This window comes from Comamonas terrigena NBRC 13299 (genome assembly GCF_006740045.1).
GTDB lineage: Bacteria > Pseudomonadota > Gammaproteobacteria > Burkholderiales > Burkholderiaceae_C > Comamonas > Comamonas terrigena.
Map to the genome: position 1 here is coordinate 175,024 of NZ_AP019749.1, position 12,101 is coordinate 187,124.

General features: G+C 54.1%; 11 protein-coding genes. 5 read left to right on the top strand and 6 right to left on the bottom strand.

Annotation, left to right across the window (positions count from 1 at the left end; genetic code table 11):
- Positions 1–154: 154 nt before the first annotated feature.
- A complete protein-coding gene (locus tag CT3_RS00725) occupies positions 155–1,936 on the bottom strand; it encodes a UvrD-helicase domain-containing protein (RefSeq protein WP_066538750.1) in 1,782 nt (593 codons plus the stop codon).
- Positions 1,936–4,074 (bottom strand): AAA family ATPase, encoded by a 2,139-nt coding sequence (locus CT3_RS00730; RefSeq protein ID WP_066538751.1) that lies wholly within the window; start codon positions 4,072–4,074, stop codon positions 1,936–1,938. The genes CT3_RS00725 and CT3_RS00730 overlap by 1 nt, the downstream gene beginning before the upstream one ends.
- 288 nt (positions 4,075–4,362) lie before the next feature.
- Between CT3_RS00730 and CT3_RS21555 the strand changes: the two genes are divergently transcribed.
- A complete protein-coding gene (locus tag CT3_RS21555; RefSeq protein WP_098066004.1) occupies positions 4,363–5,307 on the top strand; it encodes a DUF4365 domain-containing protein in 945 nt (314 codons plus the stop codon).
- A gap of 885 nt (positions 5,308–6,192) precedes the next feature.
- Positions 6,193–6,537: a TIR domain-containing protein gene (locus CT3_RS00740; RefSeq protein ID WP_428042419.1), complete on the top strand. Its 345-nt coding sequence runs from the start codon at positions 6,193–6,195 to the stop codon at positions 6,535–6,537.
- Positions 6,538–6,760: 223 nt separating this feature from the next.
- Here the strand turns inward: CT3_RS00740 and CT3_RS00745 are convergent, their stop codons facing one another.
- Complete coding sequence (locus CT3_RS00745; protein WP_066538753.1) at positions 6,761–7,045, bottom strand: H-NS histone family protein; 285 nt, start codon at positions 7,043–7,045, stop codon at positions 6,761–6,763.
- A 531-nt stretch (positions 7,046–7,576) separates the two neighbouring features.
- Between CT3_RS00745 and CT3_RS00750 the strand changes: the two genes are divergently transcribed.
- Complete coding sequence (locus tag CT3_RS00750) at positions 7,577–7,951, top strand: antitoxin Xre-like helix-turn-helix domain-containing protein (RefSeq protein WP_066538755.1); 375 nt, start codon at positions 7,577–7,579, stop codon at positions 7,949–7,951.
- Positions 7,948–8,676, top strand: a complete 729-nt coding sequence (locus CT3_RS00755) for an RES domain-containing protein (RefSeq protein ID WP_066538756.1) — start codon at positions 7,948–7,950, stop codon at positions 8,674–8,676. Before CT3_RS00750 ends, CT3_RS00755 begins: the two co-directional genes overlap by 4 nt.
- 227 nt (positions 8,677–8,903) lie before the next feature.
- Here the strand turns inward: CT3_RS00755 and CT3_RS00760 are convergent, their stop codons facing one another.
- Positions 8,904–9,362, bottom strand: a complete 459-nt coding sequence (locus CT3_RS00760) for a hypothetical protein (protein ID WP_098066007.1) — start codon at positions 9,360–9,362, stop codon at positions 8,904–8,906.
- 80 nt (positions 9,363–9,442) lie between these two features.
- On the opposite strand from CT3_RS00760, the gene CT3_RS00765 reads away from it, so the two are divergent.
- The gene (locus CT3_RS00765) at positions 9,443–9,754 is read left to right on the top strand and encodes a helix-turn-helix domain-containing protein (RefSeq protein WP_066538758.1); all 312 of its coding nucleotides are present in this window, start codon (positions 9,443–9,445) and stop codon (positions 9,752–9,754) included.
- Between the two features lie 481 nt (positions 9,755–10,235).
- Here the strand turns inward: CT3_RS00765 and CT3_RS21105 are convergent, their stop codons facing one another.
- Positions 10,236–10,982, bottom strand: a complete 747-nt coding sequence (locus CT3_RS21105) for a site-specific integrase (protein WP_083520491.1) — start codon at positions 10,980–10,982, stop codon at positions 10,236–10,238.
- 619 nt (positions 10,983–11,601) lie between these two features.
- Positions 11,602–12,093 carry a hypothetical protein gene (locus tag CT3_RS00775; protein ID WP_127446173.1) on the bottom strand — a complete coding sequence of 164 codons (492 nt, stop codon included), beginning with the start codon at positions 12,091–12,093 and terminating at the stop codon, positions 11,602–11,604.
- Positions 12,094–12,101 lie beyond the last annotated feature (8 nt).

Consider the following 12,101-nt stretch of genomic DNA (forward strand, 5'->3'; position numbering starts at 1 on the left):
GGCCCCGGCCCGATGCTTCCGTTCGTCCCGCCAAGGCGTATCTCCGATAGCAGCCGTTGACTGACCTTTAGGCCAATCACCTCGCTGGCGGTAAGCTAGGTACCCGTAGGACATGGACGCTGGGAAAATCGCTCCTGCGGTAGCTGAGCGGCCCTTAATACCGGTTGTAATGGAAGTCACAGCGGATCAGAACCTCGGTGGGCTCGTAGCTCCCGGATCGTCCGCGTGGGCGACCAGCCTCCGAGATAAGGTGCAAGTGCTTTCGAGCGCGCGAGGCCAGGACGTACAGCAACTTGTGAGCTGCAACATCTCCGTCGGAATCGCTGAAGTGGGGCACCATTCCTTCGAGAAGACCGAACGCAATGACGACGTCAAACTCCGCGCCCTTGACCCCGTGAATCGTCGACACGGTAATCCCGCTCCGTTCACGGAACACCTTCTTGAAGAACGACAGATCTGTAATATAGCTGGCGCCAGAGCTCTGCAGCCTATCCAGCCGTGCCTGGGAACTCGCGAAGAATGCCTCGCGATGTTCCACCAGCGCGGGAAAAGCACGCAGCTCAATCCCCAGGCGATTGAGCAACGCGGTGAACGTTTGATCCAGATACGCCAAGCCGTCTGTCTCGGTAATGTTGAGGGAGTTCGACTCCCGCAGCAGCGATCGCTGCGTGATGCTGGTCGTGTCTACGCCGAAATCTCTTAGGTCGGTAATGACGTCCCTGGCCCATCTCATGCGTCTCACCAGCATTTGGGGTGACGACCCTGTCAACAAGATCTTGGAGAGCTTAAACCAAAAGTTATCTGGATCATTGCTGAACGGCACCAATCCCGGACCGTCGAACTGCTGATCGGGGAGCAGTGCCACCAGTTTTCGGGTGGTTGACGCTAGCAAGATCCACCACGGTGCCAACACGCAAATCTCTTCGGGTGCATGCCCTTCGGCTAAGCTTTTTTGAATGAGTCTGACCAGTTCATCATGAAGATTGCCGTGCGTAACGAGGCGGTTGTAGGAGACGTGGCTGGGAAAGCCGACCATCCTGCCCGCTCCCTCGATGTCTGTAGCGTGCACATTGAAGTTGGAGAAGTGCCCGATGATCCGCGCGCTTGAGCGGTAGTTCAACCTAAGCGCCATCTCCCGAATGGGGATGCCCGTAAGCGCACGAAAATCCGACACCGAAATGGCATAACCGCCAAGTGAGCCATAGATTGCTTGGTTGGGGTCGCCCACGATGAACGTCTTAGTGCTGCCGGCGCCCGCCCGAAGGATAGCCCCCACTAGGTTGTACTGGATCTGCTTCGTGTCCTGGTACTCATCAACTAGGACATATGAAAAGACTTGCGAGAGCACCGTCGGGATATACGGCAGGCTCCGCATCAGTACCTGGGAGTGCCAAAGGATCAACTCAAAATCTATACGCCTCGTGTCCGCCAGTTCTCGAAAGTAGGCTGCCAAAACCTCATGGATGCTGTCGTGCTTTCGCGTGTCAGCGCATCCTAGCCGGTAACCATCCCCTTCAAAGTAGTAGTCGCAGTCATACAAAGTCACGCCACGGTACTGTGCGCACAGTCGCTCAAGCATCTTTTCGCGATCGTGTCGGTCCAAGACCGTGTACCCACGAGCCAGCTCCGGGACATAGATCCCGTAAGGCTTGATGATCCATTCAAGACAGAATGAATGAATGGTCCCGATCCACAGGGCGGTGGTATCGACTCCGAGGGCTTCGATTCGCTCCTGAATCTCGTCAGCGGCACGGTGTGTATACGTGATGGCGACGACGATGCGCTTGTCCTCGCGCCGGGACAGCTCATACGCGATCTTGTAAGTCAGCGTGCGCGTTTTTCCGCTGCCCGGGCAGGCGACTAAGAAGACGCTCGATGGCTCTTCAACGGCGGCAGCTTGCTCGGGATTGAGCTCGGTGGCATCCCAGACAAACATCAGGTCATCCCAGCCAGGAAAACATGGATCACGTCGCCCGGCAACGCCGCTATGGCCGCAGTACGAAGAGTGACTAAATCGATTTCCGAGCACCCGAAACGCTCCACCTCAGAATTAAAGAGCGTCAGGCCTGGACGCGCAGAGTGATCCGTGCCCCACAGACAGTTCATCCGGTGCCGGAGGATTCGCATGATCAGCGGTCGCGAGAATGGGCCATGCGCAAATAGGACGGCCTCTCGGATGTAGTCAGGCACCACAGCTTGGTGATCCAGCGTTTGCGCGAGCAGGATAGCGAACCACCCCTTGCCTTCTTGTTCGGCCATCGTCAAGGTCCGGCAGCCACTTTGATGAATTTGGCCCGAGCGAAGGTCGGTTATTGCCTGCGTGATCGTCGCTGGTGCTTTGTAGACCTTGTCGACGCTGCGAACGAAGGCTTCATGATTGCCTGAGCCGACCAGATCCACCTCGAACGTATGTTTAGCGTAGAAGCTCTGCACCCAGGCATTGCCTGCGGAAAATGCGTCCAAATCGACCTTTCGCTGCGCCCCGGCCGTTTGCGAGCCAATCGCTTTTCGCTTCCTGGCGACCCTGGCATCGTCATCCGCAGGATTCGGCGTGGTGTTGAAGAAAGCCGTGTCTAAGTCAGTAACGATCGCACACCGCTTGCGGATTCGGGTGTCGTGAAAAAGGACTGCGACGTTCTTGAACCCGGTGCTGCGAATGTTGATGACACTGAGTCCCAACTCATCCACGCTCAGGCCCAGGACCTTCTTCACGAGCGCAGGGATCAGGATCTCTTCCGCGTCTCCCTCCACCAAAATCACGCTCTTGGCGAACAGCAGGTTGCTTCGCACTGCATCCAGGTACCGCTGGATGCTTGTCACCTGCGCAGGATCCAGTCCGGTCGCCGGCTGGTAAGCCTCACAGAACGAACCGCGTCGACCCAGGATGTTGACGTTGCTCACATTGCTCACTTCGGAGATGTGGGTGGAATGCGTCGTGTAGATGACCTGAGCATCCTCGTAGGCGATGCGATCAAACAGCGTCTTCTGGATATGGGTATGGATATGCGCTTCGGGCTCTTCGATGAGCAAGAAGTTCGCGATCGCCATCTTCTCTCGCTGGTACTTGAACTCCAGCAGTTTGAGGGTCAGGTAAATCAGATTGGCGCCGCCAAGGCTGAGTTCGTTGATCGTCCCTTCATATCCGTCCTCCGACTCCCCAACGAACAGACGCAGTGACTGAAACAACTGCTCCGCATCCTCGGGTAGATCCGACCTGATCGACAGCGAGGTCGGGGAGTAGGTTTCGCCGGCAGTTTCCTTGATGGTCTCTCGGATATGCTTGCGCACCGACTGCACGTCCTCGAGTCCTTCGATAGCTCCATTGAGATCGCGCACCTTGTCCACGATTGGGACCAATGCCGCTGCGTCGATCTCACCGCTCTTGCTCCTGAGCAGAGTCAGCAGCGGATTAGTCCGGTTGTTGTGAAACTCAGCCACGACGTCACGAAGCGCCTGGATGAAGGTAAGTGACACCTCCTTGGTGACGGACAGAAATCCTGGCACCTTAGCCCCAATTTCAGGGAAGTCGGTTTCGCCAGAGAAGGAACAAACGTCGAAGTTTCCGACGATCCGTTGATACGTGGCCGGATCGCCAAAATCAGCGCTGCTTCGGCCAGTGAAGATGGTCTCGTAGTCGTCGATGGTGATGCCATCCCGAATTGCCTTCAACCCCGCATTGTCAAAGTCCTCGAGGGCTGCCAGCTTCAGCCGGATCTCCTTCTTTGGCCGGAAGATTAGGTTGTAGGTTGCCTTGGAAATCGGTCCGGCGTGGATCCCGGCGGTACCGTGCAAGAACAACGCCTGGACCGCCTCATCCGGACTGAGGTTCTCGAATTCCATGCTGATGATGATCCAGTGGCCCTTCCATTGACCCAGGGCGCGGTTGAAATCGGACTCTTCTAGCCGATAAGCTGCGCGGACCATGTTGTCGTCCAGCAGCAGCCGGATGGCGCGGAGGATGTTGGACTTGCCCGCGCCGTTCTCTCCGATGATGGTGTTGACACCACGCTGAAACGCCAGATTGGTGCTTTTGAAGTTTCTGTAATTAACCAGCGTAAGTTTGGAGATGTGCATATCTTTGGCCTCGTGCTCCCCGGGGCACTAGTGTCTATTTGTAATCTATCGTAGCGTGCCAGCCGTTGTTGCGGAAGGCGGCAAACTACTTGACCATCGCTGCTTGCATTGGCGACACGTGGCTGCGCCGCTAATGAGATCGGTGAAACTGCAGTACACAAGCATCTCCTTGCTATAGAGATACAGTGGCAAGAAGCTGGCTATCATCTATGCCGATATGTCAAGGAATTAGTTATTGTGACCAGCAATAGGGTTAAAGAGCGGATCGGCGTGAACGCCGTTTCTCGGATGGTTGAAACCAGTTGGGAAAGCGGGTGGCAGGAGTACTCAGCGTCAAATGACGACGCAATCGACGGTGTAATCCTCATGCGTCGGGGGACCACCAATCCTATTGACACTGGTGGCGTGGTGTTCGTCCAAGTGAAATGTGGTGGAAATGGGTATCGCCAAGACCAACGCCAATATCCGGAACACATTGGCATCACACTTGGCGCTCAATACGTAGAAGTCCACAGACCTCGATGGATGCGAGTACCTGGACCCGCCGTTTTGGTATTTGTTGACGACACAGTAGATCGAACGAACCCGCCCGCGTGGTGGGTTGATCTGAAAGATGAGTCGTCGTACTCCCCAACAAATCGCGGAATGCTCCTCATTCCAAAGGCACAGCGTTTCGCCCATCATACGAAAGGGGACTTCCATCGACTGTGTGGTTCCGGGACGCAAGATCGAACCTTGAATGTCATCGAACTTAGCCGAACAGAGACGCTTATTCCACGTCTAGGGAGGACCGAGTCACTGCGCAACGACGCTTGGGAGTTTTATAAAGCTTGGCGGTTCGACAAGGCGGCCCGAATAAATCCCACACTGGGAGAAGTACTCGTGAATCGAGTCGGCTGGAAGCACATCACACGACGCGATAGATTGCCCGAGCGCATCATGCAGTCTTGGATGTTGCTTGGTGCCGCGAAGCAGATCATCGCGCAGGAATCTAGAGTGCTCAACTTCGGACGAGCTACAGTCCGAGACCTCGAAGACGGAAGCAAACTGGTCCAAGATTATCTTGGGTTACGTTCGACCATTACCTTTCCGTATCGGCACCATGCCGTAGTACAGGTAGTTCTCAAACGCAGCCGTATTCTCCACCCCTCTCCATCGTGGAGAGGCTCGGATAGACAGAAAGTCTGGTTCTACTCGGTTTATGAGCTTCGACGCGGCGGCCTGGGAATTTAGGCTTTAAGAGGTGCACAGTCGCCTTCCACGGCCGGATAAGACTTGAGCGAAGAATCGGTTGTGAAGTCCGATACGCCGTTACTCTTCAAGAGCAATGGGGCTAACCGTGCAAGTAGATATTAGCCTATTCAGCCACCAGCCTATCTAGCCCGATAGAAAAAATTTGGATGCCTGCGGCCTTTTCCTTCCGAGCAGGTCTTGAGTCGTCTTAATCGGAAGTCGGCATTGGGTCGATCACAAGCCCTTGCCAACGACCGCTAACCAGCATCCAAACTCGCGGCTAAAGCACGTCTAGACTGCCCAGTTTCAAGCGGCCGCTTCCGCCGAGAGCAGTCACAGATCGGCGCGACTTGAACGGGGTCGATTGCTGGCTGCGCGAACGACCGCTAACGGGGAGCTCAGGGCCATCCTGCTGGTCCACTGAGCCTGTCCTCAGGCGACAGACCGCTCACGCTGCACAGCAGACATTTGCTGGCCAAGCTCCGAGGACCGCAATGGGTCGCTTTACGACATTGCACCGCTAAGAACGTTGACCTGCTGTAGTAAAAAAGTGGTGGGATATGCATGCATATCGTTGGCGGGCTTCGCATGCGAATTGGTAGTGGTTTTACTGTGCGAACGCTTGGTGGATTTCATGCGAATAGTCACTATTCTTCAGGTGAAGGCAATCGCTACAGTGGAGGAGGTCGTTCTGGCTCAGGGAGCTCACGACCGCGATGGTCTCGCGCCAGTTCAACAGTCTCGTATACACCAGCTTAGGTGGCGTCCCTCACGCCAGTGCGACAGGCCGTTGAAAGAGAGGCTGCTGCAAGACCTGACCTTCGGGATTGCTTCCTGTGCCATGCCTGGGATGACAGGCAAGGATCTGCAAAACAACTGCATGATTTGCTTGAAGCCGCAGGTGTCAAGGTGTGGTTCAGTGAGAAGGACCTTGGCCTTGAAGTACCGATGATGCGCGCTATCGATAAGGGGCTAGCGGCTTCCAAAATCGGACTTGTCTTGGTGACTCCAGCATTGCTTGCTCGCCTCCCGAAAGAGGGTGTTGCAGACAAAGAGCTCTCAACGCTCCTCCAAGGTAACCGGCTTGTACCGATCGTGCACGGTACAACCTATTCAGCGCTGCGCGATGTTAGTCCCATGCTGGCTTCGAGAAGTGGGCTTGATACATCAGAAGACAGCATGGCAGTAGTCGCAACAAAGGTTGCCGAGCTGGTTTCCATTTGGAGCTGACGAAACGGCTTACCTCTACGGGTGGTCATGATGCGCCAGCGAGAGGTTGGATGCTCATTGGATACTGGTCGTAGGTGGGAATACGGTCGACCTATGAGCACTCGACCTTGATTTCTCGGCGCTACCTTTCTCATGCAAATGCTACGGAGGCAGAGAAGGGGGGTATCGCTGCTGGGCGTAAAAAGCCCGCGTGTAGCGGGCTCTGTTGTTTTGGCGCGATAGCTTAAATCGCAAATGCTGCGCGGTCCTGGTCAGCAATCCACTTCGGCGGCTTGCCGCGGCCTGTCCAGGTGGCGCCAGTAGCGGGGTCGCGGTACTTGGGTGCCACAGCTGCACGGGCACCGGTAGACACCTTCTTGCCGCCAAACACGTCGTCAGCAGTCAGCCCGTATTGCTTGACCAGTTCACGCGCTTGCGTGACTGCTTGGGCCAATTCGTGCTTACGCGCCTCAGCGATCTTTGCGTCCAGTTCAGCTTTTTGTTGGAGAAGGCTTTTGTAGGTGCTCATGTTGGGGGTCCCTTTGTTTGAGAGTTTGCTGTTGCGGGTTGAAAGCTGCGCGTATGGCTCGCGCTTGGGGCTTGTCATATGTGCCTTCAACTAAGAAAGCAGGTTCGTCTAGTAGTTTTCGATAATATTAATGATTCATTAACTTCTGAAATGCAGGGCATTCCATAACTTAAGTCTCTCCCAAACCTGAGCCGCCGCTCGGGCAGAGGCTCAGGTTTGGGTTGAATCCAGCCACAGCGTGCATGCTGGATCCATACATCAACGCAGAGAGGGTGCGGCGTTGCTCTGCAACGTAGTGACATGGGATGTGACTTACTTGTATATTTATACAGTTCAGATCGCTGGGTGCATTATTTTAGGGCGGCATCCATCATCACAGCACCCGCCCACCGGCATCTGGACAGCTAGGCGTTCAGTTACAAGCATCCTGAAGCTGAAATCTTGAAGGAAAATGCATTAATTCTTTCATTTGAAAGAAATTTGTGTGATGCTTTTAGTCAAGCCGCGATTCTTGAGGCTTAGGAGAACACCATGGCAGCTGTACCTAAAGTCAAACCCAACCCCGAAGTAGTGCTGAGCAAGGCTACTTTGAATGCCGCTATGCAGCTGGGGTTGAACAATGCCGAGCTGGCAAAGGTGCTTGGCATCAGCGAGCCTTCTATTTCCCGCATTGCTTCCGGCAGCCGTCACATTGACCCCCACAGTCGTGAAGGCCAAACAGCCTTGATCCTGGTTCGAATTTTCCGCGCGTTGGATCTGCTTGTCGGTGGCGACTCCAGTGCTCGCAATGCCTGGATGACTAGCCACAACAAGGTCATTGCCAGTGTTCCTAAGGCAGCGATCCAGACTGTGCCCGGCCTCGTGCACACCATTGACTACTTGGACGGCATGAAAGGTGCCGCATGAGTGGTTCCCAAGTCTGGGGGGACAGTTGGTTCGGCGACACCGGCAAGCATCTGGAAATGCCTGCCGCGTGGCGCGGAATTCTTACCGAGTATTTTTCGGCTTCTTTGAAGCTGGTTGATGACGCAGATGAATTGCAGGTCCTGGAGGAGCTGCTTGGAGCCACCACCCCGACGCTGCACTCGCATCAAGAAGACAAGCACCCTCAGGTGTTGGCTCCGTTCAATTTCCGGCCCAAGCATGCATCGCGTTTTCGCGTAGCAGACCGCTCAGGGTTTTGGTACGGTGCTTCGACCCTGGATGCCGCGCAATTTGAAGTGGCTTACTGGCGAATGCTGTTCATCAGGGATAGCGCAGGCCTCCGCCAAAGCGAGCTTCTCACTGACCACAGTTTTTTCCAGATCAATGTGGCCGGGCATGGCATCGATTTGATGGCCCAACCATGGTCAGAGCATCGCGACATTTGGCGGCACCCGAACGACTACACAGCTACTCAAGCACTCGCTGAGGCAGCTGAGGCACAGCACATTGAGTGGATGCAGTATGAGTCGGTGCGCGCTCCGCATGCTGCATTGGCGGTTGTGTTCACCCCAAATGCATTGCATGGCACTACACATGATATGAACGTCTCTCTGCAGGAGTGGACATGCAAGACCAACCGTGACAGGGTTGTCTTCGTGAACCGCAGCTCTGGCGCAGTCATGGCTTGGACGATTGATGGCGATTGACTCACTTGTAGCGAGCCGGACCAATGCGCTTCCTCTGCAATACGCGAGGCTAAGGTGTATGAGCAGGTGAAGCACTCTGTTCGCCACGCGGTCATCCTATTGCTGTCGCCAGCGGATACCTCGGTCGCATTGGCACAGAGCTAGTTTTTTTACACGCGTTGGCGATGAAGTCAGGAGCAACGATGTAAGTTGGCCTCCAGTAAGAGTCAACCCAACTCCTCTGCTTGCTATGCAGACTTCGTAGTCACGGCCGGACACCGTAAGAGCAGTTCTCGGTCCTTGAACTCATTAACCGTAGTGCCTAATTTCGATTCTACGAAGTGGAAGCCGTCCGCTGTGGCGTAGATCTTGGCTTTCATACGTGGTGCTGCAGGCTCCACTGCTTCCCAAATTTCCTTCAAGCGCGCCATGTCCCACCCGCCGCCCTCGAAGCTTGGCAAAGGGATCATCAAGTACACCGACAAGATCTTTACGCCTTGCTGGACCAAGCCCAATACGTGTTCGGGTCTAGATAGAAGCAAAGTGCTGATCATCTTCAACTCGTCTACGTCGTCCTGGTTGGAGGCTTCAAATTCGACCAGGAACCAAAAAATGCGAATCTGTAGTTCTGCGCCGCTCCACAGGTTTTGGCTATCACCGAACAGAGAGGACAGAGAGCTTTTGTTGGTGTCGTTGGTCAAGAACATGGAATCGAGCAAGAGATGCAAGCCCCGGTGCGGAAGGCGCAGTGGGCGCGCGATTATGTACCATTAATGCTGGTGCATAAATGCTCCATGCCCGCGACAGTCAGCGGGTGCCGAGCGTTTCCGACATCACCTTCCGACAAGCAGTTGCTGCTGAGGTCAAGGCGCGTCGTGCCCAGATTGGCATCAGCCAAGAAGAGCTGGCATTCAGGGCCAACGTCCACCGCACTTTTGTAGCCAGGCTGGAAGTTGCGCGCACGCAACCATCACTCAGCGTAGTCTTCCAGTTAGCCGATGCACTACAGGTCTCCCCCGAGGATCTTGTGAAGGCAGTCCGCCAGCGGATCGTGCGGGCAATCAACGGGACCACAGCACAGCAGCGACTCCCGTCTTAAGCATGTCTTTCAGTGGTCCGTGTGCAGGACATCGCATCGAAGAAAACGATTAGAACCAGGGCGGTGATCGCAGGACGCTGATTAGCTTTGCTCATGAGCATCAGGGGTGCTTGACACTTCGTGGTCATGCACTTGTCGCAATCCGGGACCTCTGTGCTTTGGCTACCTTGGCCATCGCTTCGTCATCTGCCGAGGTTGCACCGAAATGGTGCGTATTTTTGTGTCTTGGCCTAGCAGGGCAACTCTGCCAAGTTGGCTAGCAACTGGCTAAACGGCAGAGAGACTGGCGGAGGCTTACGCGATTGCGGGTGCGGCGGTCAATTCAGGAACCTCGCGCGTTGAAACCATGGCGAAATAGAAAGAATCGCCAGTAATGTCGATATATAAAATTTTCGGGTGATTTGCTGCTTACATTAACAGCCGCAGGCGTGGGGGGTTGTAACGCTTGGGGAATTAGCGGTTGTTTGTACCACGGCGTTAATTATTTCGGAGTTTTTGGTAATATTTTCTCATTAGCAAGTGCCAGTAATTGAGCGGCTAAATCAGGGCTGGTTTCTAATGAACTTGAACCAATGCGATTCACGGCAGCTCGTAGAGCTTCAAGCTCTGCGTGGAGATCAATGACGCTACGGTTGGTACCCACCTGCTCAATTTCAGAGAATGCTAAGTCAATGTATCTGTCAAGCGACGAGAGCGATAGATGTCCGGTCCATTGTTGTAGTTGTTGTTTGATATCTTTGACACTAATGATGGCGCGGCGCAGGTCTGAAGGCGATTCGAAATCGTGTTGTTCAATTAGTGCAACAAACATCTTGGTTATAAATCTATGACGAAAAAGATGCGGAGAGGCTGAGTTTTTGAGGCCTGCATGTTGCGAGAGAATATGAATCTCTTGAGTAATTGTGTTTGGCCTCAGTGGCATTCCGGTACGTTCGTTAATAAAAAATTTGCCATGATCTTTTTCAAGGCCAACTGTTCGTCGTATTACAGCTCTACGGCTCGTCTGAATAAAATTCCAGAGCTCCAAGAGGTCTGCCTTTGCAACTGGAATTTCACGATACGCTTCCTTTCCTCCGCGCCGCTTGGCGGTCATCATCCTAAGCATGTGCGGCGACGTTGAAATTGCTCGCGCCACGTCTGCAATCGATAAGTTCGCGACTTCTATTCTGCGGCCGCCAGTCATCTCTAGGACTCGGAGCATGGCATATCTTCTGCGTCGCTGTTCCATGCTGGTGCTGGTTGGAAGTACTGCTTCGCGCAATGCATTGATCGCATTCGCGCTAATTGGATACCGGCGGTGAAGGGGGGCGGGGCTCGGTAAAGATGAGTGGCACCACTTAGATTTGTACTTATGCCTTTCTCTAGTGCGATGGATGGTTTCTCTATACGCTTTGATCTTGCCTTGACGCCCAAGAAGATTTGGCTCCTCCCGATCGAGAGCAATGAATTCCAGAAAATCTAGGCAATGGTTGCCTATCGCTAATGTGTGACTGTCGCTTCTGACAGGTTGACCAATATCAGCGCCTTGTTTCCTGAGAGAGTGGATGAAGGTACTGAACTGACCATCAGTCAAATCGTGAAAGTCTACCCGCCGTTTGAAGCAGAAGCGAACCAAGTGACCAATGTTAGACACATACGTAGTAAGGCTGCCGCCGCGTCCACTCCTAGAAAGCCCTCGGTCGAAAAGTTCCAAGATGTAGCTATTTGCCGCAGCACACCATCGACCGTTAGGCCAGAGAACACACGGAATGCCATGCGCGTCGACGCAAAGAGGCTCGCGAGTGGTTGGCTCGGATGCGTATGGGAGGCGAAAGTCTCCAGAGGTTAGGCGGAATAAGTGATTCACGTTATTTCGACTCGTCTACTACATGAAGATGGCTGGGCAATATTTGCCGTAAAGAGAGCATATCCCGTATTTCTTTTTGATCTTGTGCACATCGTTCGATTAAACTTGCATCCCGACTATCGGTTGCATATTGGCGTCCATGCCGTAGGGCGCGCTCAAGTAAACGATGCACTAGGAGTAGATCTTCTGTTGAGGCCTGCAACTGGTCTTTGAGACTTTTTACGCGTAGCTGCAAGATGCGTTTTGATCCACTGTCATCTTGTTGAGCGGCACCAGCATTATTTTCAAGAGCTGCCAGTGCGCGTCTGCGCGCCATATCGAGAGCATTGAAGCCTCCAGGAATAACTGAGCAAGATTTCTTAAGCGTGTTCAAGGAGCATGCGGAAATTCCGTTAAGCTGGTCTGAATATTTAGCCAGAGTGGCTTGTGAGTGCAAATAGCTGTGTATGCCCTGGTGTTGCTCCGCACTGGGTTGTGCGTAAGCAGCTTCCATAGCGGATA